Below are 26,365 nucleotides of genomic sequence, written 5' to 3'. Positions count from 1 at the left end.
GTTAATTATTAATTTATTTTAAACCCTACAATTTACAAAAAATAGAGCAGTTATTAAACAAAAAGCCCGAGTTTATGACTCGGGCTTCTAAATTATGATAGAAAAATTATATTAACTATTCACTAACTGCTTGTGAGAAGGCGCAAACTTAGTCAAGTTGATACCGTCAACTGCAGCAATATATTCTTCAATTGTTGGAGTTCTTCCAAGTACTGTTGACAGTACTACAACTGGAGTAGATGATAATAAAGACTCTCCTTTTTTAGCATCAGTATCTTCCACAACTCTTCCTTGGAAAAGACGAGTAGATGTTGCCATTACAGTATCTCCTTTAGCTGCTTTTTCCTGGTTACCCATACAAAGATTACAGCCTGGACGCTCTAAATACAACATTTTTTCGTATTCAGTACGTGCTGCAGCTTTCGGTGCATTATCGTCAAATTCGAAACCTGAATATTTCTGTAAAACTTCCCAGTCACCTTCAGCTTTCAATTCATCAACGATGTTATAAGTAGGAGGCGCTACTACAAGAGGTGCTTTAAATTCTACTTTACCGTTTTGAGCTTCAATATTTTTAAGCATCTGAGCAAGGATTTTCATATCACCTTTGTGAACCATACAAGAACCAATAAATCCAAGATCTACTTTTTTATCTCCTCCATAAAAAGAAAGAGGCCTGATTGTATCGTGAGTATATCTTTTAGAAACATCAGCATTATTTACATCTGGATCAGCAATCATTGGCTCTGCAATCACATCAAGATCAACAACAACTTCAGCATAATATTTAGCATTTGCATCTGGAGTTAAAGCTGGTTTTTCACCAGATTTAATCTCAGCAATTCTCTTATCTGCTTTATTAATCAATCCCTGAAGAACTTGATTGTGATTATCCATTCCTTTGTCGATCATAATTTGAATTCTGCTTTTCGCAATTTCCAATGATTCAATCAAAGTATCATCTTCAGAAATACAGATAGATGCTTTTGCTTTCATTTCCGCAGACCAGTCAGTAAATGTAAATGCCTGATCAGCAGTAAGAGTTCCAATGTGAACCTCGATAATTCTTCCTTGGAAAACGTTCTCACCACCAAATTGTTTCAGCATCTGAGCCTGAGTAGCATGAACCACATCACGGAAATCCATGTATTCTTTCATTTCTCCCTTGAAAGTCACCTTTACAGAATCCGGAATTGGCATAGAAGCTTCACCAGTAGCAAGTGCAAGAGCAACAGTTCCTGAGTCAGCACCAAAAGCAACACCTTTTGACATTCTCGTATGAGAGTCACCACCAATAATGATAGCCCAGTCATCAATTGTAATATCATTAAGAACTTTATGGATTACGTCCGTCATTGAGTGATAAACACCTTTAGGATCACGTGCAGTAATTAAACCGAAGTTGTTCATGAATTTCATCAATTTAGGAATATTTGCCTGCGCTTTTTTATCCCAAACTGAAGCAGTGTGACAGCCTGACTGGTAAGCACCATCAACGATTGGCGAAATTACTGTAGCGGCCATAGCTTCTAATTCCTGAGAAGTCATAAGACCTGTAGTATCCTGAGAACCTACGATGTTTACTTCTACACGAACATCAGAACCTGCGTGCAATATTTTACCTGGAGTTGTTCCAACCGCATTTCTGTTAAAGATTTTTTCAACCGCAGTAAGACCTTGTCCTTCGTGAGAAATCTCTTTTGATGGAGCAAATACTAATGGAATATCAATACCTAAAACTTTCGCTGCGAATGTTTGCAATTTTTTACCAAATACAATAGCATAAGACCCGCCCGCTTTAATGAATTCCATTTTTTGAGGAGTGAAAGCTTTAGCGATATCAATTAATTCTTTATCGCCATTGTATAATTTTTTAGTTTTTGTATTGATTGTTAAAACAGTTCCTGTAGCTACAGAATATGCCTGCTCTAAAACCGGCTCTCCGCTTTCGTTACGAACAACATTCCCTGATGCATCTGTTTTTTTAACCCAGTTTTTAAGATCAAGACCGATACCTCCGGTAACATCAACTGTTGTTAAGAAAATTGGAGAAATACCGTTTGTACCTCCAACAATCGGAGCAAAATTAACAAATGGAACGTATGGGCTTGCTTGTTTACCTGTCCAAAGTGCCACGTTGTTTACTCCTGACATACGAGAAGAACCAACTCCCATTGTACCTTTTTCAGCAATCAGCATCACCGATTTATCAGGGTGCTGTGCCTGAAGTGCTTTAATTTCCTCCTGTGCTTGAGGAGTAATCATACATTTACCATGTAATTCACGATCTGAACGTGAGTGTGCCTGATTTCCTGGAGAAAGTAAATCTGTAGAAATATCACCTTCACCAGCGATAAAAGTTACCACCTTAATTTCTTCAGCAACTTCTGGAAGTTTAGTAAAGAATTCCGCTTTTGCGTAACTTTCTATAATTTCTTTAGCGATAGTATTACCGTTTTTGAATGCCTCTTTTAAACGATCTGTATCTGCATCATAAAGGAAAACCTGCGTTTTAAGAACTTCCGCAGCTTGTTTTGCAATAGCAGCATCATTTCCTAAAGCCAAATCAAGCAGTACTTCAATTGAAGGTCCGCCTTTCATATGTGACAACAATTCAAATGCAAAAGCAGGTGTGATTTCCGCTACTACAGATTCACCAAGAATAATTTCTTTTAAAAACTTAGCTTTCTCACCAGCTGCGCTAGTAGTTCCAGGCAAAGTGTTATAAATAAAAAATTTAAGAGAGTCTTCTCGATTAGCATTATCTAAATCTTTGATTTGTGCAATGATTTCACTTACCAATGCAGCATCGTCAATTGGCTTTGGGTGGAGTCCCTGAACTTTACGTTCTTCGATCTCCTTGATGTAGTCGCTATAAATATTCATAATTAAAGTCAGGTTAATGGCTCTTTTATTGAGTATTTCAATATTAAAGCCATAATAATTAAGTGTTTTTTATTTTTTTGTCCTGCAAATTTAATAATTAAAGATGATAATTTAAAGAAATTTAATAGATGTCCATTTTTCAAAAAAAATTATTGCAAAATAAATGATTTCACTGCGTTAAAATAAGAAATAAACATGTTTAGTCTGTCAATTTTACAAATTCAATAATTCAGAAATGGATTTTAACAAAAAGAAAAACTATTGTTAAACAAAAAGTACCACATTCCCATTAGAATGCAGCACTTTTCAATAATCTATTATTTTTTACTTTTAAACAAGCTTTCCAATTATCATTTCCTCAGAAATTCCTTCTGCATCTGCTTTATAGTTTTTAATAATTCTATGTCGCAGGATACCAACTGCAACAGCTTTTACATCTTCTATATCCGGAGAAAATTTACCATGAAAAGCCGCATTTGCTTTGGCTGCCAAAATCAAATTCTGCGAAGCTCTTGGACCCGCACCCCAATCCAGATAATTTTTCACAAATTCATTAGACAGTTTATTATCAGGACGTGTTTTACTTACTAACCCAACTGCATATTCCACTACATTATCTGCAACTGGAATACGGCGGATCAAATGCTGAAAATCAATAATTTCCTGAGCAGTAAATAATGCATTCACCTTTGTATCAACATCTGCAGTAGTTCTTTTCACAACTTGCACTTCTTCTTCAAAAGATGGATACTCAAGTTTTATCGCAAACATAAATCGGTCTAACTGTGCTTCAGGCAATGGATAAGTTCCCTCCTGTTCTATTGGGTTTTGTGTAGCCAAAACAAAATAAGGCAGACTCAGTTTATGGTTTGCGCCAGCAATAGTAACCGAACGTTCCTGCATTGCTTCTAATAAAGCCGCCTGCGTCTTTGGAGGCGTTCTATTGATTTCATCAGCCAAAATAATATTTGAAAATATAGGCCCTTTAATAAATTTAAACTGCCTGTTTTCATCCAATATTTCACTCCCTAATATATCTGAAGGCATTAAATCAGGAGTAAATTGAATTCTTTTAAAATCCAGACCTAAAGCCTGCGCCAAAGTATTCACCAGCAAAGTCTTAGCAAGCCCAGGGACTCCAACTAACAAGGCATGTCCTCCTGAAAAAATACATAGCAAAATCTGATCAACAACAGCTTCTTGGCCTACAATAATTTTAGATATTTCTTTTTTTAATTCATTACGCTTCTGAACTAAATTTTGTATCGCTGTTACATCCGACATTTTTATATTTTTTTTTAATTAAAAAAGAGTTAGTACTATGAAAACATAAAACTAACTCTTTTTATTTATTTAATGAAAATTATTTTTTTACCCAGTTATTAGTAAATGGACAATCTTTATATTCATCCACAATCTTTATATAAGTATCCTTAATTTTGTTATCAAACCATTTTGCAATAGCTTTAATTTGTTTTTCTTTCAAAGCCAAATCCTTAATTTTGATATAATCTTTAGCATAATCCGCAGTGTGCGAATCAATTCTATTGGTCACTATCATGATTTTATAATATTTTTTCCCTTCTTTATCTTCAAGGAACGGCATAGAAATCTCATTATCCTTCAAATTGGAAACCTGATTATAAATAGAAGGATCCATATTAGTCAGCTCAAAATGTGTATCCTGAGTCTTAGGATTTACCAGTGCTCCTCCATTCGCTCTTGTTTCCTTTTCATCAGACATCGTTCTTGCTGCTTCCGCAAAAGGAATTTCCTTATCTAATATCTTCTTTCTAATTAAAGTGATTTTCTCTTTAGCTTCTTTCAAAGACTCCTGAGAAACTGTTGGAGCTATTAATATATGCCTCAATTCAATTTCCTGCCCCTTTATTTTTTCAACATAAATAATATGGAAACCGTATTGAGTCTCAAAAGGCTCTGAAATCTCACCTTCAGCAAGACTAAATGCAACATCTTTAAACTCCTTGACAAAAGCAGTTTTTCTGTTCATTTTATAATAACCTCCGTTTTTACTGGAACCAGGGTCTTCCGAATACAGCACAGCTTTGGTAGCAAAACTTGCTCCCTCCATACACTCTTTCCTAAAGCCATTCAGTTTATCAATAACTCTTTTCTTGTCTTCTTCAGTAACCTTTGGTTTTACAACAATTTGAGCTACTTCTAACTCCGCACCAAAAACCGGCAAATCAGCAACAGGTATTTTTTTAAAAAATTCACGAACTTCTTCAGGCGTTATTTCAACCTTATCGATTATCTTTTTCGTCATTTCACCAGTAAGCTTCTGCTCTTTTAGTACATCAAAGAAATATGTTCTAAATTCTTCTTCCGAATCCTTTTGATAATACTGAACCAGCTTATCCATTGTCCCCACCTGCTGAAGCATATAAGATAATCTTTCATCCATCATACCTTTTACTTCGGCATCACTTACTATAATACTGTCCTGAACTGCTTGATGAGCATACAATTTCTGTTCCAATAACGTCCCCAAAACCTGACATCTTGTTACATCCGAGATAGATCCTCCTTGACTTTTAATTTCCAAAAACCCTTTGTCAATATCAGAATCTAATATAATATAATCTCCAACGGTTGCAACTACTCCGTCTACTTTAAGTTTTTTTGTTGAAACCACAGGTGCTTTTGCTGTCTTAGGAACAACAGTATCTTTTATAATCTCCTGAGCATTTACAAAAGTTAAAGAAAAAAACAAAAGAAAAAAAGACAGCATAACTTTAGTCGTTATGGATTTCATTTGTACAATTTTTAAAGGCATTTTTTATTTTTTATATTATTATTATCTCAAAAAAATCTATTTAAAAAAATGCATTCCTCTTAAATACAATCTTTTAAAAAACAAGAAATTGTTCACTTTAAAGTCCGAAAAATCAAAACGTAATAATTCGGCAAAAAACTTACAATTATCTCAACATATAACGAACAAAAATAACAATTCGAATGCATTAAACAAGTTTCCTCGGTACTATTAACAAAAAATTATTAAGTTCCACAGCCTGCTTATATTATTTATGCAAAATCAAAAAAATTATAGCCCTAATTTAATTCCCCAAACCAATACCTACGCACAACTTACTACAGCATAACTAAAGATTTGACAGCAATGGCAGACTTTAATCCAAATTACTATTTTTTAGAAGCATCAGCAACTGGCATTTCAAAAAAAAAATAGTTCTTACTCTAAACTTTAACTTTGTTTAAAAAAAAGGATATTGTTTCAATCAGGATTAAAGAGAAACATAATTCTTTCTTACCATCATTTACAATTACAATCGAATTCAGATCTATATTATATCCAGAAATTTAATCCATTTCATATAACTATATATTTTTTTTAAATAGCATATATAAATAGTACTTTTGCAGACAATTGATATATAAATATGAGTTTTTTAAAAGAAATAGAAAGAAGACGCACATTTGGGATTATCTCACATCCCGATGCCGGAAAAACCACACTGACAGAAAAATTGCTGCTTTTTGGAGGAGCAATTCAAGAAGCTGGTGCAGTAAAAAACAATAAAATAAAAAAAGGAGCTACGAGTGACTTCATGGAAATTGAGCGTCAGAGAGGAATTTCTGTATCTACGTCCGTATTAGCCTTCAACTATAAAGAGAAAAAAATAAACATTCTCGATACTCCCGGCCACAAGGATTTTGCCGAAGATACTTTTAGAACCTTAACAGCAGTTGACAGTGTAATTGTTGTTATTGACGTCGCAAAAGGGGTTGAAGAGCAGACCGAAAAACTGGTTGCTGTCTGCAGAATGCGAAAAATTCCAATTATTGTTTTCATTAATAAATTAGACCGTGAGGGAAAAGACGCTTTTGACTTAATGGACGAGGTGGAACAAAAACTTGGACTAACAGTTACTCCCCTAAGCTTCCCTATCGGAATGGGATATGACTTTCAAGGAATTTACAATCTTTGGGAACAGAATATTAACTTATTTAGCGGTGACAGCCGTAAAAATATTGAAGAAACAATTGCGTTCTCTGATGTACAAAGTCCTGAATTAGAGAAAATAATCGGGCCTAAACCTGCAGATCGTTTGCGTGAAGAACTAGAATTAATTGACGAAGTATATCCAAAATTTGATCGTCAGGATTATTTGGATGGAAAATTACAGCCAGTTTTTTTCGGATCTGCTTTAAACAATTTTGGGGTTAGAGAATTATTAGATTGCTTTGTAAACATTGCACCATCGCCAAGACCAAAAGATTCGGAAACTAGATTGGTAGATCCAAAAGAAGAAAAAATGTCTGGATTTGTTTTTAAAATCCACGCGAATATGGATCCTAAACACAGAGACCGATTAGCTTTTATAAAAATCGTTTCTGGAACTTTTGAAAGAAACAAACCTTATTATCACGTACGTCAAAAAAAGAATTTAAAATTCTCAAGTCCAAATGCTTTTTTTGCTGAAAAAAAGGAAATCGTAGATATCTCCTATCCAGGTGATATTGTCGGGTTGCATGATACCGGAAATTTCAAAATTGGTGATACTTTAACCGAGGGTGAAGTAATGAGTTTCAAAGGAATTCCAAGTTTCTCTCCTGAACACTTTAGATACATAAACAATGCTGACCCGATGAAAGCCAAACAGCTGGATAAAGGAGTTGACCAATTAATGGACGAAGGAGTTGCCCAGTTATTTACTTTAGAAATGAATAACCGAAAAGTAATTGGTACAGTTGGTGCATTACAATATGAAGTTATTCAATACCGTCTAGAACATGAATATGGTGCAAAATGTACTTATGAAAACTTTCCTGTTCACAAGGCCTGCTGGGTAAAACCAGACGATGCTAAAAACGAAGAATTTAAAGAATTCAAACGTATCAAACAGAAATTTTTAGCAAAAGACAAATACAATCAATTGGTTTTCCTTGCCGATTCTGATTTTACCATTCAGATGACACAAAGCAAATACCCAAGTGTAAAACTATTTTTCACTTCAGAATTTGATTAAATCATAAAAAAATAGACAAAAAAAACGCCAATTTTTAATTGGCGTTTTTTATATATACAAATTAAATTCAACCTTAAATACTCGCTAGCAAGATTTAATATTTAGTGCTTTTTTCAAAAGCGTTTTTACCAATAAATGATTTGGCTGTCTTCCCGAAGTCAAAAAACTTTTCTTAGAGTACATACCATCATCCGAAAAAGGTTTACTCACATCTTCCTTAGTTCCCATGAACCACAAAATGAAATTTACATTTGAGTTCATCATGAGAGAATTAGACGACACTTTCACAGGGTCTTCAATCACAATATCATTATGAATATTCAGCACTTCCACAATAGGAATTTCTAAACTTTCTTTCTGCCCAAAAACAGAACCTGTAGAAAGAAAAGATATCAAAACAATAATAAATAAAGAACTACTATTTTTGTTATTTTGAAAAACATTAAAAATTTTACCCATCTCAAATACCTTCCTAATATGATTTGTTATACATATTCAGGGTGCAAAACTAAATAAATAGTCATCTACAAAAAAAAATAGTCGTTCAAGTACTCAAATAGTCGTTTAATAACATAAAACATCGGAAAACTTAATAAGAACATAACATTTATGTAAAACACAAAAAAAAAGACTCCATTTCTGAAGTCTTCATTTTTATATAATTAGGCTTGTCCTGCCGGACCAAAATTTAATGGAATTGGAGCCTGCTCGCCTTCTTTTATTTCACCATGAGCTAATTCAAAACGATGAACATTTTCACCAATTGCCTTAAGCAGTCTTTTAGCATGCTGTGGTGTTAAAACAATTCTTGATTTAACTTTAGCTTTAGGAACTCCTGGCATTATACAAACAAAATCTAATACAAATTCCGATGAAGAATGGTTAATTATTGCCAAATTTGAATAAATTCCTTCAGCTATTTTTTCATCCAATTCAATATTAATCTGTTCTTGCTGTTGGTTAGGATTGCTCATAAAATTTAAATTTTTCAACACTCTCTCCCTGCATTCACAGAGAGAGAACATTGATGAAAGAATTAATAAATATACTCTTCTTTATTTGCCATCATATCATTATAGTCTTCTCTAGATCCTACAATTGCATTATCATATTCTCTCATACCAGTACCGGCAGGGATTCTATGTCCAACAATTACATTCTCTTTCAATCCTTCTAATAAATCCACTTTACCTGCAACAGCAGCTTCGTTTAATACTTTTGTTGTTTCTTGGAAAGAAGCAGCAGAAATAAATGATTTAGTCTGAAGAGAAGCTCTAGTAATACCTTGTAAAACCGGTGTTGCAGTAGCCGTAATTACGTCACGTGCAGCAACAAGATTTTTGTCAGTACGTTTCAATAATGAATTTTCATCACGCAGCTGACGCGGTGTTATAATCTGACCTGGTTTTAAAACACTTGAATCTCCAGCATCTTCAACCACTTTCATACCATATAATTTATCATTTTCAACGATAAAATCTTTAGTATGAATTAATTGATCTTCTAAGAACAAAGTGTCTCCTGGATCTTCAACTCTAACTTTACGCATCATTTGACGTATTACTACTTCAAAGTGCTTATCGTTGATTTTTACCCCTTGAAGACGGTATACCTCCTGAATTTCATTTACCAAATACTGCTGAACAGCAGATGGCCCTTGAATTCTCAAGATATCATCCGGTGTAATAGCACCATCAGACAATGGAGACCCAGCTCTTACGAAGTCATTTTCCTGAACTAAAATCTGGCTTGATAATTTAACCAAATATTTTCTAACGTCACCAAATTTAGACTCAATAACGATTTCACGGTTACCTCTTTTAATTTTTCCGAAAGAAACAACACCATCAATCTCAGAAACTACAGCTGGGTTTGAAGGATTACGAGCCTCTAACAACTCTGTAATTCTAGGTAAACCTCCTGTAATATCCCCAGATTTAGAAGAACGGCGAGGAATTTTAACTAAAACTTTACCAGCTTTAATTTTCTCTCCGTTTTCAACCATCAAGTGGGCACCTACCGGTAAGTTATAAGAACGGATTAATTCACCTTCTTTACCGTAAACCAATAAAGTAGGAATTAATTTTTTATTTCTAGCCTCAGAGATTACTTTTTCCTGGAAACCAGTCTGCTCATCGATCTCAACCATGAACGATTGCCCCTGCTCTAAATCTTCGTAAGCAATTTTACCCGTAAACTCAGAAACAATAACCCCGTTATATGGATCCCACTTACAGATTACAGTTCCTTTTTCTACTGATTCACCATCATTAACAAAAATACTTGAACCGTAAGGAATATTATGTGTACTTAATAAAATACCTGTTTTTTCGTCAATTAATTTTAACTCTGTAGAACGAGAAACTACAATATCAACTGCATTACCTTCTCCGTCTTCACCTTTTACAGTTTTTAAATCTTCAATTTCCAGTTTACCAGCAAAACGAGTGATAATACTAGATTCTTCAGAAATACCTCCTGCAACCCCTCCAACGTGGAAAGTACGCAGTGTCAACTGTGTACCAGGCTCTCCAATTGACTGTGCAGCGATTACACCAACAGCCTCTCCTCTTTGAGTCATTTTACCAGTTGCCAAGTTTCTACCATAACATTTAGCACAGATACCTTTAGTAGCCTCACAAACCAATGGAGAACGTACTTCAACTTTCTCAACTGGAGAAGCCTCGATACCTTTCACTAATGCTTCAGTAATCTGCTCACCAGCATGTACTAAAATCTCACTTGTTAATGGATTAATTACGTCCTGCAATGCAACACGTCCTAAAATTCTTTCTCCTAATGATTCAACGATCTCCTCATTTTTCTTCAATGCAGAAACTTCAATACCTCTAAGAGTACCGCAATCCTCAAGATTAACAATAACATCTTGAGAAACGTCATGTAATCTTCTGGTCAAGTATCCGGCATCAGCCGTTTTAAGAGCCGTATCCGCAAGACCTTTACGAGCACCGTGAGTAGAGATAAAGTACTCAAGAATCGAAAGACCTTCTTTAAAGTTAGAAAGAATCGGGTTTTCAATAATTTCACCACCACCAGCAGTAGATTTTTTAGGTTTAGCCATCAAACCACGCATACCAGTTAACTGACGAATCTGTTCTTTAGAACCCCTCGCCCCAGAGTCAAGCATCATATACACAGAGTTGAAACCTTGCTGATCTTCTCTAATGTTTTTCATTGCCAGCTCTGTCAATTGAGCATTTGCTGAAGTCCATACGTCAATAACTTGGTTGTAACGCTCGTTATTGGTAATAAGACCCATATTATAGTTAGCAGAAATACCTTCCACTTGCTCTCTGGCATCTGCAATCAATTTTGGTTTTTGTTCTGGGATTCTAATATCACCAAGCGAGAATGATAATCCTCCTTTGAATGCAAATTTATAACCCATGTTTTTCATATCATCCAAGAAAGCTGCTGTTTCAGGTACACTAGTCGAACTCAATACGTGCCCGATAATATCTCTTAAGTTTTTCTTAGTCAATACGTCATTGATATATCCAGCTGCTTCAGGTACTACTTCATTAAATAATACACGTCCAGCGGTTGTCTGGATAATTTGATACACTAACTCTCCAGCCTCGTTAAAATCTTTTGCTCTAATTTTCACACGAGCATTCAATTCTAATCTTCCTTCGTTCAATGCAATATTGACCTCTTCAGCAGAATAGAATGTAATTCCTTCTCCCAAAATAGTCTTCTCAGGTGTTGACAAACGCTCTTTGGTCATATAATAAAGACCCAAAACCATGTCCTGAGATGGTACAGTAATTGGCGCACCATTTGCAGGGTTCAAGATATTGTGAGAAGCCAGCATTAACAATTGAGCTTCCAAAATAGCCTCTGGTCCTAATGGCAGGTGAACCGCCATCTGATCCCCGTCAAAATCCGCGTTGAACGCCGTACATACTAATGGGTGCAATTGAATCGCTTTTCCTTCAATCAATTTTGGCTGGAACGCTTGGATACCTAATCTGTGCAAAGTAGGAGCACGATTCAGTAATACTGGATGTCCTTTGATTACATTTTCAAGAATATCCCAAACTACAGGCTCTTTCTTATCAATTATTTTCTTAGCAGATTTTACTGTTTTTACAATTCCTCTTTCTATCAATTTACGGATGACAAAAGGTTTGTATAACTCAGCAGCCATATCTTTTGGCAGACCGCACTCAAACAATTTCATCTCAGGTCCAACAACAATTACCGAACGAGCAGAATAATCCACACGTTTTCCAAGTAAGTTTTGACGGAAACGTCCTTGTTTACCTTTTAACGAATCAGACAATGATTTTAATGGTCTGTTTGATTCCGTTTTTACTGCTGAAGCTTTACGAGTATTATCGAAAAGTGAATCTACAGATTCCTGCAGCATACGTTTTTCGTTACGAAGGATTACTTCAGGAGCTTTAATCTCGATTAATCTTTTCAAACGGTTGTTACGGATGATTACACGACGATATAAGTCATTCAAATCCGAAGTTGCAAAACGACCACCATCAAGAGGCACAAGAGGACGTAATTCTGGTGGAATAACTGGAATCACTTTCATGATCATCCACTCAGGACGATTCTCTCTGTTCAATGTAGATTCACGGAAAGATTCTACAACCTGTAGTCTCTTTAACGCCTCAGTTTTACGCTGTTTAGATGTTTCGTTATTAGCTTTATGTCTTAAATCGTATGATAATTCGTCAAGATCAATACGCGCTAATAAATCCATAATACACTCTGCTCCCATTTTGGCAACAAATTTATTTGGATCAAAATCATCTAAATATTGATTATCAGCAGGAAGAGTATCTAAAATGTTCAAATATTCTTCTTCTGTCAAGAAATCTAATCTTTGTATTGATTCCCCATCTGCATTTTTAGCAATACCAGCTTGGATTACTACGTATCTTTCGTAGTAAATAATCATATCTAATTTCTTAGATGGAAGACCAAGGATATAACCAATTTTGTTAGGAAGAGAACGGAAGTACCAGATGTGAGCAATTGGCACAACAAGGTTGATATGTCCAACTCTATCACGACGTACTTTTTTCTCAGTAACTTCTACACCACAACGGTCGCAGATGATACCTTTGTAACGTATTCTTTTATATTTTCCGCAAGCACATTCGAAATCTTTTACAGGTCCGAAGATTCTTTCACAGAAAAGCCCATCACGCTCAGGTTTGTGAGTTCTATAGTTGATAGTCTCAGGTTTCAATACTTCACCTCTTGATTCTTTCAAGATAGATTCTGGAGAAGCTAATCCTATCGAAATTTTATCGAATCTTTTTACAGTATTCTTTTCTTTATTATTTCTGTTATTTATCATAGTTTTTACTATTGATTTATTTGCAATTAAAAATTGATTCTTGTTTTTAATCTTAAAGTCAAATATCATAAAGTTTTTAAAGCCACGAATGACTTTAGACTTTGTACCTTTAAACTTTCGACTTAAAAACTACCTCGGATTACTTCTCTAAACTTCAAACTCAAATTTGAAGTGCTAGTTATAAAATCTTTTGAAATTTTATAAAAAATCGGAACGGGTTACGGGGCTAAATCCTTAAAAACTCTTATGAAATTTAAATAGAGACGTAGCAATGCTACGTCTCTACTTTGAATAATTTATTCTTCTAAGCGAAGGTCAAGACCAAGACCTTTCAATTCATGCATTAATACATTGAATGATTCAGGTAATCCTGGTTCCGGCATAGTTTCACCTTTTACGATTGCTTCGTAAGTTTTGGCTCTACCAATAACATCATCAGATTTAACAGTCAAGATTTCACGCAGCGTACTTGATGCTCCATAAGCCTCAAGTGCCCAAACCTCCATCTCTCCAAAACGCTGACCTCCAAATTGAGCTTTACCTCCAAGTGGCTGTTGTGTAATTAACGAGTATGGACCGATAGAACGTGCGTGCATCTTATCATCAACCATGTGTCCTAATTTCAGCATATAGATAACTCCAACGGTTGCTGCCTGATGGAAACGCTCTCCAGTACCTCCATCATAAAGGTGAGTATGTCCAAAACGTGGCACTCCAGCTTCATCAGTCAAAGCATTGATCTCGTCTAAAGAAGCACCGTCAAAAATTGGAGTAGCAAATTTTCTACCCAAATTCATACCAGCCCATCCTAATACTGTCTCATAAATTTGCCCGATGTTCATACGCGAAGGTACCCCAAGCGGGTTCAACACGATATCAACTGGTGTTCCGTCTTCCAAGAAAGGCATATCTTCATGACGTACGATACGAGCAACAATACCTTTGTTACCGTGACGACCTGCCATTTTATCCCCTACTTTCAACTTACGTTTCTTAGCGATATAAACTTTAGCTAATTTCAAGATTCCTGATGGCAATTCATCTCCAACAGTAATTGTAAATTTCTCTCTACGCAAAGCCCCTTGTAAATCGTTCAATTTGATTTTATAGTTATGAATCAAATCATTAACCATAGTATTTGTTGCATCATCAGCAACCCATTGACCTTTACTTAAGTGAGCAAAATCTTCAACAGCATAAAGCATTTTTTGAGTATATTTTTTACCTTTTGGCAAAACTTCTTCACCCAAATCATTCATTACACCTTGAGAAGTTTTTCCGTTTACGATATTAAAAAGTTTCTCAATCAATCTATCCTTAAGCTCAACAAACTTCACTTCGAACTCCATTTCAAGAGCTCCTAAAGCATCTTTGTCCTGAGTACGTTTACGTTTGTCTTTTACCGCCCTTGCAAATAATTTTTTATCTAAAACTACACCATGTAAAGAAGGAGAAGCTTTCAATGAAGCATCTTTTACATCACCTGCTTTATCACCAAAGATTGCACGAAGCAATTTCTCTTCAGGAGTAGGATCTGATTCTCCTTTTGGAGTGATTTTACCGATAAGAATATCACCAGGCTTAACCTCGGCTCCAATTCTGATCATACCGTTTTCATCCAAATCTTTAGTAGCTTCTTCAGAAACGTTTGGTATATCATTCGTTAACTCTTCGTTACCTAATTTAGTATCTCTTACCTCTAATGAGTAATCGTCTACGTGGATTGAGGTAAAGATATCGTCACGAACTACTTTTTCAGAAATCACAATCGCATCCTCGAAGTTGTACCCTTTCCATGGCATAAACGCAACTTTAAGGTTTCTACCTAAAGCTAATTCTCCATTTTGAGTAGCATATCCTTCAGACAATACTTGACCAGGAATTACTCTGTCACCTTTTCTTACGATAGGTTTAAGGTTAATACTTGTTCCTTGATTGGTTTTTCTAAATTTAATTAAGTTGTATGTTTTTTCATCAGCATCAAAACTTACCATTCTTTCTTCCTCAGAACGATCATATTTGATAGTAATGATATTAGCATCAACGTATTCTACAACTCCATGTCCTTCAGCATTAATCAATACTCTAGAATCTGAAGCGACTTGACGCTCTAAACCAGTTCCAACAATCGGAGCTTCAGGACGTATCAATGGTACGGCCTGACGCATCATGTTAGATCCCATCAATGCACGGTTCGCATCATCATGCTCCAAGAAAGGAATCAAAGATGCAGAAATCGAAGCAATCTGGTTTGGCGCAACGTCTGTATAATCCACTTGAGAAGGATCAATTACAGGAAAGTCACCTTCTTGACGCGCAATTACGTTCTCGGCAGTAATTTTACCTGAATCTTCCATTTTAATGTTCGCCTGAGCGATTAACATTCCTTCTTCTTCTTCAGCACTTAAATATATAGGTGTAGACTCTAAATCTACAACACCATTATTTACTTTACGGTAAGGTGTTTCAATGAAACCCATTCCGTTTACTTTAGCATAAACACCAAGAGAAGAAATCAAACCAATGTTTGGCCCCTCAGGAGTTTCAATCGGACATAAACGTCCGTAGTGCGTATAGTGAACGTCACGAACCTCAAATCCAGCTCTCTCTCTCGAAAGTCCACCTGGCCCAAGTGCAGATAATCTTCTTTTGTGTGTAATCTCAGCCAATGGATTCGTTTGATCCATAAATTGAGATAACTGGTTTGTCCCAAAGAAAGAGTTGATAACTGATGATAATGTTTTAGCATTGATCAAATCAATTGGTGTAAACACCTCGTTATCTCTAACGTTCATTCTCTCACGAATGGTTCTTGCCATACGAGCCAAACCAACACCAAACTGTTGAGACAATTGTTCTCCAACTGTTCTAACACGACGGTTTGACAAGTGGTCGATATCATCAATCTCAGCTTTTGAGTTGATCAATTCGATCAAATATTTAACAATAGTAATGATATCTTCTTTGGTAAGCACTTGCTTTTCCATTGGAGTATCAAGACCAAGTTTTTTATTAATTCTGTAACGACCTACTTCACCTAAGTTATAACGTTGGTCAGAGAAGAATAATTTATCAATAATACCACGAGCAGTTTCTTCATCAGGCGGTTCTGCGTTACGCAATTGTCTGTAGATATGCTCAACAGCTTCTTTTTCAGAGTTTGTTGGATCTTTTTGTAATGTATTGTGGATGATGGAATAATCAACAGCGTTATTATCTTCTTTGTGCAACAAAATAGATTTAACGTTTGAATCGATGATTTCTTCAACATTATCTTTGTCGATAATAGTATCACGATCAAGAATAATCTCATTACGCTCGATTGAAACCACCTCTCCAGTATCCTCATCAACGAAATCTTCATGCCATGTGTTCAAAACACGTGCAGCAAGTTTTCTACCAATATATTTTTTAAGACCAGTTTTTGACACTTTAATTTCTTCAGCAAGGTCAAAAATTTCAAGGATGTCCTTATCTCTTTCGAAACCAATAGCACGGAATAAAGTTGTAACAGGTAATTTTTTCTTTCTATCGATATACGCGTACATTACGCTGTTGATATCGGTAGAAAATTCTATCCAAGATCCCTTAAAAGGAATAACTCTCGCAGAATATAATTTTGTTCCATTTGCATGGAATGACTGCCCAAAGAAAACACCTGGAGAACGGTGTAATTGTGAAACCACAACTCGCTCTGCTCCATTGATAACAAAAGTACCACTTGGTGTCATGTAAGGTATTGTTCCAAGATAAACATCTTGTACAATAGTTTCAAAATCTTCGTGTTCAGGATCGGTACAATATAGTTTTAACCTAGCTTTTAAAGGCACACTATACGTAAGACCTCTTTCTATACATTCTTGAATGGTGTAACGTGGCGGATCTACAAAGTAATCAAGGAATTCTAATACAAAGTTGTTTCTTGTGTCTGTAATTGGAAAGTTTTCCATGAAGGTATTGTACAACCCTTCGTCGCCTCTTTCGTCTGATTTAGTTTCTAATTGAAAAAAATCTTTAAACGATTTAACCTGAACATCTAAGAAATCTGGATATTGAGGTATGTTTTTGGTTGAGGCAAAATTCAATCTTTCAGTCTGATTTGTTATCATCAATGGACAAAATTTTGATTAAAAAAAAGTAATTTTTGTGTGTAAAAACACTGTTCAATTTATAAAACAATCTATACTTTCTTTTTGTAATCAATACATCTTTAAAAACCAACAAATAAAAAACATTGTAAATTTTCTTTCTTCGTATTGATCAAAAACTTTTTCGTATTCTAAACTATTTTATAATAAAACTTGATATAATTTTATTATACGAAAAATGGTTTAGACCGTTGGACGTTTCTGTCCAAGGTCTAAACCTACTTTTAAACTGGGGTTTTGTTATTTTAACTCAACAACTGCACCAGCTTCTTCTAAAGATTTTTTAAGACCTTCAGCCTCTTCTTTAGTTACACCTTCTTTAACGTTGCTTGGAGCACCGTCAACTACATCTTTAGCTTCTTTCAAACCTAAACCTGTAAGTTCTTTAACTAATTTTACAACAGCTAATTTAGAAGCTCCAGCCTCTTTCAATACAACTGTAAATTCTGTTTGAGCTTCTACAGCATCACCTTCACTACCACCAGCAGCAACTACTACAGCTGCAGCAGCTGGTTCGATACCGTACTCATCTTTCAATATTGTTGCTAATTCGTTAACTTCTTTAACTGTAAGGTTAACTAATTGCTCTGCGAATTGTTTCAAATCTGCCATTTTTTCTATCTTTTTTAAAATGATTTGTAAAAATATAATTTATTTATTGTGCGCTATTTTAAGCAACAAGGAAATAAATTTCCTCATTTTGAGTATTAAGCTTCAGCCTCTTCGCTGCCAGCAAATTGGTTTTGTAAAGCAGAAATAACTCTTTGAGCTGGTGATTGTAATAATCCAATGATTTCACCGATAAGCTCTTCTTTAGATTTAATAGTTGCTAATGCATCTAATTGGTCATCACCAAGGTAAATTTCAGAATTGATATAAGCCCCTTTCAATACAGGTTTTGCTGATTTTTTTCTAAAATCTTTGATAATTTTTCCAGGTGCATTTGCAACATCAGCAATGAATATAGCACTGTTACCTGCCAAAACAGAAGGTAAATCTCCATAGTCATTATCTGAAGCTTCCATTGCTTTTGCAAGCAAAGTGTTTTTTACTACCTCTAATTTAACACCTGCTTTAAAACAAGCTCTTCTCAAGTTTGAAGTTGTTTCTGCGTCTAATCCAGAAATATCAGATACATAAATGATGTTTGTACCAGCTAACTGTGCAGTTAAATCTTCAATCGCGATTGATTTTTCTTCTCTAGTCATACTAAAAATTATTAACTACCAATTATACTGCTTTTGGATCCAATGCAATAGCAGGACTCATTGTGCTTGTAAGGTGAATACCTTTAATGTATGTACCTTTAGCAGCAGTTGGTTTAAGTTTGATTAATGTTTGAATAATTTCGTGTGCGTTGTCAACAATTTGCTCAGCTCCAAAAGAAACTTTACCAATTCCTGCATGAACGATACCAGTTTTATCAACTTTAAAGTCAATTTTACCAGCTTTTACCTCTGCAACAGCTTTTGCAACATCCATAGTTACAGTACCTGTTTTAGGGTTTGGCATTAAACCTCTAGGGCCTAAAATACGGCCTAATGGACCTAATTTACCCATAACAGCAGGCATAGTGATAATTACATCAACATCTGTCCAACCGTCTTTAATTTTTTGCAGGTAATCATCAAGACCAACATGATCTGCTCCTGCTTCTTTAGCTTCCGCTTCTTTATCTGGAGTAACCAATGCCAATACTTTTACATCTTTACCTGTTCCGTGAGGCAATGTTACTACACCTCTCACCATTTGATTCGCTTTTCTTGGATCAACACCCAAACGAACTGCGATATCAACAGACTCATCAAATTTTGCAGAAGCAACAACTTTAAGTAATGCAGCAGCATCTTTTAAAGAGTATAATTTGTTCTTTTCAATTTTTGAAGCAGCCTCTTTTTGCTTTTTTGTCAATTTTGCCATGTCTTTCTCTTAATTAAAAAGGAGAATCTCCTGATACAGTTATACCCATAGATCTAGCTGTTCCAGCAATCATGCTCATAGCAGATTCGATTGTGAATGCATTTAAATCTACCATTTTATCTTCAGCAATTGCCTTGATAACATCCCAAGTAACGCTAGCTACTTTTTTACGATTTGGTTCACCTGATCCGGACTTTAGCTTTGCTGCTTCCATTAACTGTACTGCAGCTGGAGGAGTCTTAACAACAAAATCAAATGATTTGTCTTTGTACACAGTGATTTGCACTGGACAAATTTTGCCAGGTTTATCCTGAGTTCTAGCATTAAACTGCTTACAAAACTCCATGATGTTTACCCCAGCAGCTCCTAAAGCAGGTCCAACCGGTGGCGACGGGTTCGCAGCACCTCCCTTAACTTGTAGTTTAACTACCTTACTAATTTCTTTAGCCATTTTTAAAAAATTTAACACCACAATCATAGGAAGCGATTGCAGTGGTTATTATAGATGTAACAAAAATTATACTTTTTCAACCTGCATGAAACTCAATTCCAAAGGTGTTTTTCTTCCGAAAATTTTCACCATTACTTCAAGTTTACGCTTTTCTTCATTTATTTTTTCAACTGTACCATTAAAGCCATTAAAAGGACCATCGATCACTTTAATAGTTTCACCCAAGCTGAAAGGAATTGAACGAGTATCTGTGTTTACAGCTAACTCATCAACTTTACCTAACATTCTATTCACTTCTGACATTCTTAATGGAACCGGCTCACCGCCTTTGGTTTCACCCAAAAAGCCAATAACACTTGTGATAGACTTAATAATATGAGGAATTTCCCCAACAAGATTGGCTTCCAACATAACATAACCTGGAAAATAAACTTTATCTTTTGATAATTTTTTACCTTCTTTTACAGTAACTACTTTTTCAGTAGGCACAAGAACCTGCGAGACATAATCACTCATTCCTAAACGAGCTATTTCTGTTTCGATATAAGCTTTCACTTTATTTTCTTGCCCGCTAACCGCACGAACGACATACCACTTTTTTATATTATTATCGGCCATTACAAAAAATTACGCTTTAATCCAGTTAAAAAATACAGCCAATGTTTTTGCACACACTTCATCAGTTCCCCATGTTGCCAAAGCAAATACCACGGAAAACACTGCTACAACAATAGTAAGACGCTGTATCTCAGCCCATTCCGGCCAAGTCACATTTGATTTTAATTCCTCAAATGATTCCGATATGTAATTAACAACTTTTGTCATAGTGATTAGTTTATTTTGCACGGGCGGAGGGATTCGAACCCCCATCAACGGTTTTGGAGACCGCTATTCTACCCTTGAACTACGCCCGTAGTTATAAACCAGTGCCGTCTAAACGACACTGGCTTGGTAAATTTATATAGTATTAAGCTACAATTTCAGTTACCTGACCTGCACCTACTGTTCTACCACCTTCACGGATAGCGAAACGTAAACCTACGCTCATAGCGATTGGGCTTAATAAAGTAACATTGATAGTTAAGTTATCACCTGGCATTACCATCTCTACACCTTCTGGTAAAGTAATGATTCCTGTTACGTCAGTTGTACGTACATAGAATTGCGGACGGTAGTTATTGTGGAATGGAGTATGACGTCCACCTTCTTCTTTTTTCAAGATATACACCTCAGCTTTGAAAGTAGCGTGTGGCTTAACAGATCCTGGCTTAATGATAACCATTCCTCTTTTGATAGATTCTTTATCAATACCTCTCAACAATAAACCTACGTTATCTCCAGCTTCACCTCTGTCAAGGATTTTACGGAACATCTCAACTCCAGTGATAGTAGAAGTCAATTTCTCAGCTCCCATACCAATGATTTCAACTGGATCTCCAGTATTAGCAACTCCAGTTTCGATACGACCTGTAGCAACAGTTCCACGACCTGTAATTGTAAATACGTCTTCAACCGGCATCAAGAATGGTTTAGCAACGTCACGAACTGGCTCTTCGATCCAAGCATCAACAGCTTCCATTAATTCAATAATTTTAGGAACCCATGCAGCATCATTATTCAAACCACCTAAAGCAGAACCTTGAATAACTGGACAGTTGTCTCCATCGTACTCATAGAAAGATAATAAATCTCTAATTTCCATTTCAACAAGCTCTAACAACTCAGCATCATCAACCATATCCACTTTGTTCATGAAAACAACAATTCTAGGAATACCTACCTGACGTCCTAAAAGGATGTGCTCACGTGTTTGTGGCATTGGTCCGTCAGTTGCAGCTACAACAAGAATAGCACCATCCATTTGAGCAGCACCAGTAACCATGTTCTTTACGTAATCCGCGTGACCTGGACAGTCAACGTGTGCGTAGTGACGGTTAGCAGTTTCGTACTCAACGTGTGATGTATTAATAGTAATACCTCTTTCTTTTTCTTCAGGGGCATTATCAATTTGATCAAATGATTTTGCTTGACAGTAACCAGCATCAGATAACACTTTTGTGATTGCTGCTGTTAAAGTAGTTTTACCGTGATCTACGTGTCCGATCGTACCAATATTTAAGTGCGGTTTCGAACGGTTAAAGGTTTCTTTTGCCATTTTACTTAATTTTTAATCTAGTTTATATATTTATTTCAATTTCCTACTTACTTGAGCCAACTACGGGAATTGAACCCGTGACCTCTTCCTTACCAAGGAAGCACTCTACCCCTGAGCTAAGTCGGCAGAATCCCTGTTAAGGATTTTACAATTTTCAATTCAGAATTCTAAATCTCAAATCATTTTGTGGGGAGAGCAGGATTCGAACCTGCGAAGTTCACACAGCAGATTTACAGTCTGCCCTCGTTGGCCGCTTGAGTATCTCCCCTTTTTTTTTATTAAAATTCCAATACCTTAAAGAACCCGTTTCAAATCGCATTTGAAACAAAAAAAGAGCCGGCGGAGGGACTCGAACCCACGACCTGCTGATTACAAATCAGCTGCTCTAGCCAGCTGAGCTACGCTGGCGATTTCAATAAAAAAAGTCCGCTATTTCTAACGGACTGCAAATGTAGATATTTTATCCTTTAATCAAAACATTTTTTTAAAAAAAATTAAATTAAATATGTGTTCTTAACTTTTCTTTACGTTTTACAAGCAATCGCTCTAGAGATTCCGCTGCCTGTTCGACTGCTTCTTCAAAGGATTTACATTGTTTTTCAACCAAAAAATCATCTCCGGGGACATTAATCTTTATCTCAACATTTTTATTTTCCTTTTCACTTGTCTTTTCAACTTTCAAAAAAACATCAGAAGAAACAACTCTGTCATAATATTTTTCCAACTTATCCATTCTTTCCTGAACGAAATCTACCAGCTTTTTGTCAACAGTAAAGTTAACCGCATGAACATTTACCTTCATAATCTATCTTTTTAATAGTTAAACACTTTTTGAATTATTTTCTATTCCTAGGATGCGCTTCTTTATACACCTTTTTAAGTTCATTCAAACTACTATGAGTATAAATCTGTGTAGAAGCCAAACTGGAATGCCCCAATAATTCTTTTACTGAATTCAAATCAGCTCCGTTATTTAATAAATGAGTCGCAAATGTATGACGTAATATATGAGGACTTTTTTTTACCTTTTCGGAGACACTACTAAAGTATGAATTTATTAATCGATACACAAAAGAATCATTCAATTTTAACCCTTTTTTTGTTAGAAAAAGATAATCCTCATCCTCAATATTTTCCAACACAGAACGTTCCTTTACATACAACACTAACTGTTCCATAACCACACCCAAAACAGGCAGAATCCGCTCTTTATCCCTCTTCCCTAACACCTTTATAGTACCGGCCGCGAAATTCACATTCGAAAGTTTTAATTGGATTAGCTCTGCCCTTCGGATTCCGGCAGTATAAAACAATTCTACAATAAGCCTATCCCTCACCTCCTGAAATCCTTCAGGAGCTGAATTACAAGACAAAGCCTCAACCAATTCTTTTTCCGAAAAAGGAATCTGAAGTTTTTTTTCTGTTTTTAAAGCCTTATGCTTCAAGAAAGGACTAACCTGAATCTGTTTAATTTTTAATAGAAATTTATAAAACGCTTTAAGGGAGGCAATTTTTCTATTCACAGTAACATTAGAAACACCATCATCAACAAGCAAAACAATCCAGCTTCTAATCTGGTTATAATTCACCTGATCAATAGTATCCTGACCGAAACACTCCCTATTAAAAACCTCAAAAAAAGAGAGATCATTTAAGTAAGCATTTACCGTATGCGGAGAGTATTTTTTTTCCAGCTGCAGATAATCTCTAAATGCATCTTTATTATTTGTAGTCATAAAAAAAACCGTTAGCATCAAAGTTAAGAAACTTTAATTACTAACGGTAATTTATTTTAAAATGCAGTTAAGTATTAAATATTCTCAATACTATCTCTTAATCCTTGAATATAAGCTGCTTTTTGGAATTTCATTCTATTTGTAACTGACGGCTTAATGAAAGCAGTACGTGCTCTTAATTGTCTTACAGTTCCAGTTTTATCGAATTTTCTTTTGTAGCGCTTAAGTGCTCTATCGATATTTTCTCCGTCTTTAATTGGTATAATTAACATAATTTTATCACCCCCTTTCGTTAAGTGCGCAAAATTAAACATTATTTTAGAACTAAAGCATTTTATTTTACTTTTTTTGAATTCATTTTAAATTTGATCACAAACCCAGATTCACAAAAAATAAAAGCAACACACAATTATGAAGTACACAGCCAAACACTCATTAACTATTTCAATAAATTTCTAGAAATTACCAATTTTTGAATCTCAGTAGTTCCTTCTCCAATGGTACATAACTTGGAATCTCTATAAAATTTTTCTACCGGATAATCCTTAGTATAACCGTAGCCACCGTGTATCTGGACAGCGTCATTAGCAATTTTTACACAAACCTCTGACGAATACATTTTTGCCATTGCTCCTGATGTAGTAACCGGCCTTTGCTGTTCTTTTAAAAAAGCCGCTTTATGCAGTAACAATTCCGAAGCTTCAATTTCAGTAGCCATATCAGCCAATTTGAATGAAATTGCCTGAAAGTCAGAAATTGGCTGACCAAACTGATGTCTTTCCTTAGAATATTTTAAAGCAGCTTGATAAGCGCCTTTAGCAATACCTAGCGACAAAGCACCGATCGAGATACGGCCTCCATCTAAAACCTTCATTGCCTGTACAAATCCTCCCCCAACTTCACCCAATCTGTTCGCATCCGGAATACGGCAATTGTCAAAAATCAATTCAGCAGTTTCACTGGCGCGCATGCCTAATTTATTCTCTTTTTTTCCTGATGCAAAACCCTTCATTCCTTTTTCAAAAACAAATGCTGTCATTCCTTTTGAGTCCCCTTTTTCCCCAGTACGCACAACCACAACTGCAATATCTCCTGAAATAGCATGAGTAATAAAGTTTTTTGCTCCGTTTACCACCCAAAAATCACCATCGCGAACTGCTGTAGTATTCATTCCGCCGGCATCGGATCCTGTATTATGCTCTGTCAGTCCCCATGCTCCTATATGCTCCCCTGATGCTAATTTTGGAATCCATTTTTTCTTCTGCTCTTCATTCCCAAAAGTTAAAATATGATTAGTACATAATGAATTATGAGCAGCTACTGACAAACCAATAGACGGATCGACTTTGGAAATCTCCTCTACAATTGTAATATATTCATGATACCCCAATCCTGAGCCTCCTAATTCTACAGGAACCAACACCCCCATAAAACCCATTTCGCCCAATTTTTTAAAAAGATGCGCTGGAAAAATCTGAGCCTCATCCCATTCCATTATATAAGGCCTTATATTTTTTTCGGCAAAATCTTTTATAGATTGCGCTATCAAAGATTGAGTTTCGTTATAATCAAAATTCATAATAAATATCATTTATATTAAAAGTTCAAATATAAGGCAATATATTTTGCCTTATCAACAGGAAAATTGTTAATCTTTATCAAATCCTCAATAGTCCTAAAATCACCATTCATACTCCTGTATTTTACAATCTGTCTTGCGAGATCATTTTTAAAATAAAAAAACGCAGACAATTCTTTTAACGAAGCATTATTAATATCTACTTTATTTAAATCAGGGAGTTTTGTAATGGCAAAATACTTGTTTAAATTGAGAATCACCTCTGGAGACAAACCCCAAACTTCTTTCATCTGCTCCATTGATACAAATGCCCCTAACTTTTCTTTCTGAGTCAAAATTCTTAGTGATATTGCTTCGCCAATACCATTAATCTTAATTAAATCATCCTGAGTGGCGGTATTTATATCGATAGGAACTATTTTCTCTTTCTGGGCGAAAGCTGAATTTGGATATTTCTTAAAATCAGCTTTATTCTTTTTATTATTTACCCAATCCGGGAATTTAAAAAACGGTGCTATTGTATTTAATAATGAATCTGAAACTTTTGTTACGTCTTGAAATTCTTTGGCAGAATTAACAAACTTATTTTGTTTTCTAAAAGCTAAAAGCCTATCAATTTCTGCTACAGACATACCTAATTTGTAACCTTTATAATCAGAAATAAAGTTTGGATTAAAAGGATAAACAGCAGGCTTATCATTAGATTTATGCAATTTTAAAGAATCTACAACAGGCTGCAAAGAAAGCCATTGCTGTTTACCTGAATTCTTTTCTTGAATAGGACTGAAATCCACAAAATAATAAACCAATTGCAAAACAATAATAATTCCAAAAAGCAAATAAATCCCTTTTTGCTGTTGCTTAGTAAACTTAAAATATTGCATTTGTTGTTTAGAATTCATTTCAGAATAATGTTCTTGTCTTTATTAAAATCTAAATTAAAATAAAAAAAATCATTTTATTAAGAAAAACATCAAATTCACACATTTCATAATATCAATTTATTACATCTTTAATTAATTGACAACACACTAAATATCAATACATAAACAAAAACCAAACCTCTTATTTTTCAAATCTTAAAGTTTTTATAACTTAAAAGACGATAATTGTTTTTATTTTTTACAAAAAACG

At 35.2% G+C, this 26,365-nt stretch carries 20 protein-coding genes and 4 tRNA genes; 1 reads left to right on the top strand and 23 read right to left on the bottom strand.

Annotated features, from left to right (window positions below; genetic code table 11):
• Positions 1 to 111: 111 nt before the first annotated feature.
• The 3 genes from IRZ80_RS06675 to IRZ80_RS06665 all read right to left on the bottom strand — a co-directional run bounded on the left by IRZ80_RS06675 (position 112) and on the right by IRZ80_RS06665 (position 5,683).
• Positions 112 to 2,886, bottom strand: a complete 2,775-nt coding sequence (locus tag IRZ80_RS06675) for a bifunctional aconitate hydratase 2/2-methylisocitrate dehydratase (RefSeq protein ID WP_194640775.1) — start codon at positions 2,884 to 2,886, stop codon at positions 112 to 114.
• Between the two features lie 330 nt (positions 2,887 to 3,216).
• Positions 3,217 to 4,170: an AAA family ATPase gene (locus IRZ80_RS06670; RefSeq protein WP_194640774.1), complete on the bottom strand. Its 954-nt coding sequence runs from the start codon at positions 4,168 to 4,170 to the stop codon at positions 3,217 to 3,219.
• 79 nt (positions 4,171 to 4,249) lie between these two features.
• A complete protein-coding gene (locus IRZ80_RS06665) occupies positions 4,250 to 5,683 on the bottom strand; it encodes a peptidylprolyl isomerase (protein WP_194640773.1) in 1,434 nt (477 codons plus the stop codon).
• Between the two features lie 625 nt (positions 5,684 to 6,308).
• Here IRZ80_RS06665 and IRZ80_RS06660 point away from each other — a divergent pair.
• Positions 6,309 to 7,898, top strand: coding sequence for a peptide chain release factor 3 (locus tag IRZ80_RS06660; RefSeq protein WP_194640772.1), 1,590 nt, complete (start codon positions 6,309 to 6,311; stop codon positions 7,896 to 7,898).
• A gap of 84 nt (positions 7,899 to 7,982) precedes the next feature.
• Here IRZ80_RS06660 and IRZ80_RS06655 read toward each other — a convergent pair whose 3' ends face one another.
• From IRZ80_RS06655 to IRZ80_RS06560, 20 genes are all read right to left on the bottom strand, one after another.
• Positions 7,983 to 8,357, bottom strand: coding sequence for a hypothetical protein (locus IRZ80_RS06655; protein ID WP_194640771.1), 375 nt, complete (start codon positions 8,355 to 8,357; stop codon positions 7,983 to 7,985).
• Between the two features lie 203 nt (positions 8,358 to 8,560).
• Positions 8,561 to 8,872 (bottom strand): DUF3467 domain-containing protein, encoded by a 312-nt coding sequence (locus IRZ80_RS06650; protein WP_194640770.1) that lies wholly within the window; start codon positions 8,870 to 8,872, stop codon positions 8,561 to 8,563.
• A 62-nt stretch (positions 8,873 to 8,934) separates the two neighbouring features.
• Positions 8,935 to 13,242 (bottom strand): DNA-directed RNA polymerase subunit beta', encoded by a 4,308-nt coding sequence (gene rpoC, locus IRZ80_RS06645; protein ID WP_194640769.1) that lies wholly within the window; start codon positions 13,240 to 13,242, stop codon positions 8,935 to 8,937.
• Between the two features lie 296 nt (positions 13,243 to 13,538).
• A complete protein-coding gene (rpoB, locus tag IRZ80_RS06640; RefSeq protein WP_194640768.1) occupies positions 13,539 to 17,351 on the bottom strand; it encodes a DNA-directed RNA polymerase subunit beta in 3,813 nt (1,270 codons plus the stop codon).
• 279 nt (positions 17,352 to 17,630) lie between these two features.
• Positions 17,631 to 18,002: a 50S ribosomal protein L7/L12 gene (gene rplL, locus IRZ80_RS06635; protein ID WP_194640767.1), complete on the bottom strand. Its 372-nt coding sequence runs from the start codon at positions 18,000 to 18,002 to the stop codon at positions 17,631 to 17,633.
• A gap of 95 nt (positions 18,003 to 18,097) precedes the next feature.
• Entirely contained in the window at positions 18,098 to 18,598 is a 501-nt protein-coding gene (gene rplJ / locus IRZ80_RS06630) for a 50S ribosomal protein L10 (RefSeq protein ID WP_194640766.1), read from the bottom strand.
• 22 nt (positions 18,599 to 18,620) lie between these two features.
• Positions 18,621 to 19,310 (bottom strand): 50S ribosomal protein L1, encoded by a 690-nt coding sequence (gene rplA, locus IRZ80_RS06625; RefSeq protein WP_194640765.1) that lies wholly within the window; start codon positions 19,308 to 19,310, stop codon positions 18,621 to 18,623.
• Positions 19,311 to 19,323: 13 nt separating this feature from the next.
• The gene (rplK, locus tag IRZ80_RS06620) at positions 19,324 to 19,761 is read right to left on the bottom strand and encodes a 50S ribosomal protein L11 (RefSeq protein WP_115813558.1); all 438 of its coding nucleotides are present in this window, start codon (positions 19,759 to 19,761) and stop codon (positions 19,324 to 19,326) included.
• Between the two features lie 66 nt (positions 19,762 to 19,827).
• Complete coding sequence (gene nusG / locus IRZ80_RS06615; RefSeq protein WP_194640764.1) at positions 19,828 to 20,379, bottom strand: transcription termination/antitermination protein NusG; 552 nt, start codon at positions 20,377 to 20,379, stop codon at positions 19,828 to 19,830.
• A gap of 9 nt (positions 20,380 to 20,388) precedes the next feature.
• On the bottom strand, positions 20,389 to 20,586 hold the full coding sequence (secE, locus tag IRZ80_RS06610; protein ID WP_194640763.1) for a preprotein translocase subunit SecE: 198 nt from the start codon (positions 20,584 to 20,586) through the stop codon (positions 20,389 to 20,391).
• Positions 20,587 to 20,604: 18 nt separating this feature from the next.
• A tRNA-Trp gene (locus tag IRZ80_RS06605) sits at positions 20,605 to 20,675 on the bottom strand.
• Positions 20,676 to 20,728: 53 nt separating this feature from the next.
• On the bottom strand, positions 20,729 to 21,916 hold the full coding sequence (tuf, locus tag IRZ80_RS06600) for an elongation factor Tu (RefSeq protein WP_194640762.1): 1,188 nt from the start codon (positions 21,914 to 21,916) through the stop codon (positions 20,729 to 20,731).
• Between the two features lie 54 nt (positions 21,917 to 21,970).
• Positions 21,971 to 22,042 (bottom strand) — tRNA-Thr (locus IRZ80_RS06595).
• A 61-nt stretch (positions 22,043 to 22,103) separates the two neighbouring features.
• A tRNA-Tyr gene (locus IRZ80_RS06590) sits at positions 22,104 to 22,184 on the bottom strand.
• 66 nt (positions 22,185 to 22,250) lie between these two features.
• A tRNA-Thr gene (locus IRZ80_RS06585) sits at positions 22,251 to 22,324 on the bottom strand.
• 91 nt (positions 22,325 to 22,415) lie between these two features.
• A complete protein-coding gene (gene hpf, locus IRZ80_RS06580; protein ID WP_115813442.1) occupies positions 22,416 to 22,718 on the bottom strand; it encodes a ribosome hibernation-promoting factor, HPF/YfiA family in 303 nt (100 codons plus the stop codon).
• Positions 22,719 to 22,752: 34 nt separating this feature from the next.
• Positions 22,753 to 23,652 carry a tyrosine-type recombinase/integrase gene (locus IRZ80_RS06575; protein ID WP_194640761.1) on the bottom strand — a complete coding sequence of 300 codons (900 nt, stop codon included), beginning with the start codon at positions 23,650 to 23,652 and terminating at the stop codon, positions 22,753 to 22,755.
• A 74-nt stretch (positions 23,653 to 23,726) separates the two neighbouring features.
• Complete coding sequence (gene rpsU / locus IRZ80_RS06570) at positions 23,727 to 23,924, bottom strand: 30S ribosomal protein S21 (protein ID WP_115813444.1); 198 nt, start codon at positions 23,922 to 23,924, stop codon at positions 23,727 to 23,729.
• A gap of 167 nt (positions 23,925 to 24,091) precedes the next feature.
• Entirely contained in the window at positions 24,092 to 25,231 is a 1,140-nt protein-coding gene (locus IRZ80_RS06565; protein ID WP_194640760.1) for an acyl-CoA dehydrogenase family protein, read from the bottom strand.
• 17 nt (positions 25,232 to 25,248) lie between these two features.
• Positions 25,249 to 26,115, bottom strand: a complete 867-nt coding sequence (locus tag IRZ80_RS06560) for a ComEA family DNA-binding protein (RefSeq protein WP_228520825.1) — start codon at positions 26,113 to 26,115, stop codon at positions 25,249 to 25,251.
• Positions 26,116 to 26,365 lie beyond the last annotated feature (250 nt).

Origin of the sequence: Flavobacterium sp. HJJ, from assembly GCF_015351475.1 — a bacterium.
Classification (GTDB): domain Bacteria; phylum Bacteroidota; class Bacteroidia; order Flavobacteriales; family Flavobacteriaceae; genus Flavobacterium; species Flavobacterium marginilacus.
This window is presented reverse-complemented; position numbering and strand designations above follow the sequence as displayed.

Excerpts from the sequence above, each read along its gene's own strand:
- IRZ80_RS06560 (WP_228520825.1), bottom strand. The coding sequence starts at position 26,115 with ATGCAATATTTTAAGTTTACTAAGCAACAGCAAAAAGGGATTTATTTG.
- rplL (WP_194640767.1), bottom strand. The coding sequence starts at position 18,002 with ATGGCAGATTTGAAACAATTCGCAGAGCAATTAGTTAACCTTACAGTT.
- hpf (WP_115813442.1), bottom strand. The coding sequence starts at position 22,718 with ATGAAGGTAAATGTTCATGCGGTTAACTTTACTGTTGACAAAAAGCTG.
- IRZ80_RS06670 (WP_194640774.1), bottom strand. The coding sequence starts at position 4,170 with ATGTCGGATGTAACAGCGATACAAAATTTAGTTCAGAAGCGTAATGAA.
- rpoB (WP_194640768.1), bottom strand. The coding sequence starts at position 17,351 with ATGATAACAAATCAGACTGAAAGATTGAATTTTGCCTCAACCAAAAAC.
- IRZ80_RS06655 (WP_194640771.1), bottom strand. The coding sequence starts at position 8,357 with ATGGGTAAAATTTTTAATGTTTTTCAAAATAACAAAAATAGTAGTTCT.
- rplK (WP_115813558.1), bottom strand. The coding sequence starts at position 19,761 with ATGGCTAAAGAAATTAGTAAGGTAGTTAAACTACAAGTTAAGGGAGGT.
- IRZ80_RS06575 (WP_194640761.1), bottom strand. The coding sequence starts at position 23,652 with ATGACTACAAATAATAAAGATGCATTTAGAGATTATCTGCAGCTGGAA.
- rplA (WP_194640765.1), bottom strand. The coding sequence starts at position 19,310 with ATGGCAAAATTGACAAAAAAGCAAAAAGAGGCTGCTTCAAAAATTGAA.
- IRZ80_RS06650 (WP_194640770.1), bottom strand. The coding sequence starts at position 8,872 with ATGAGCAATCCTAACCAACAGCAAGAACAGATTAATATTGAATTGGAT.
- IRZ80_RS06660 (WP_194640772.1), top strand. The coding sequence starts at position 6,309 with ATGAGTTTTTTAAAAGAAATAGAAAGAAGACGCACATTTGGGATTATC.
- tuf (WP_194640762.1), bottom strand. The coding sequence starts at position 21,916 with ATGGCAAAAGAAACCTTTAACCGTTCGAAACCGCACTTAAATATTGGT.
- rpsU (WP_115813444.1), bottom strand. The coding sequence starts at position 23,924 with ATGTTAATTATACCAATTAAAGACGGAGAAAATATCGATAGAGCACTT.
- rplJ (WP_194640766.1), bottom strand. The coding sequence starts at position 18,598 with ATGACTAGAGAAGAAAAATCAATCGCGATTGAAGATTTAACTGCACAG.
- nusG (WP_194640764.1), bottom strand. The coding sequence starts at position 20,379 with ATGGCCGATAATAATATAAAAAAGTGGTATGTCGTTCGTGCGGTTAGC.
- IRZ80_RS06565 (WP_194640760.1), bottom strand. The coding sequence starts at position 25,231 with ATGAATTTTGATTATAACGAAACTCAATCTTTGATAGCGCAATCTATA.
- rpoC (WP_194640769.1), bottom strand. The coding sequence starts at position 13,242 with ATGATAAATAACAGAAATAATAAAGAAAAGAATACTGTAAAAAGATTC.
- secE (WP_194640763.1), bottom strand. The coding sequence starts at position 20,586 with ATGACAAAAGTTGTTAATTACATATCGGAATCATTTGAGGAATTAAAA.
- IRZ80_RS06675 (WP_194640775.1), bottom strand. The coding sequence starts at position 2,886 with ATGAATATTTATAGCGACTACATCAAGGAGATCGAAGAACGTAAAGTT.
- IRZ80_RS06665 (WP_194640773.1), bottom strand. The coding sequence starts at position 5,683 with ATGCCTTTAAAAATTGTACAAATGAAATCCATAACGACTAAAGTTATG.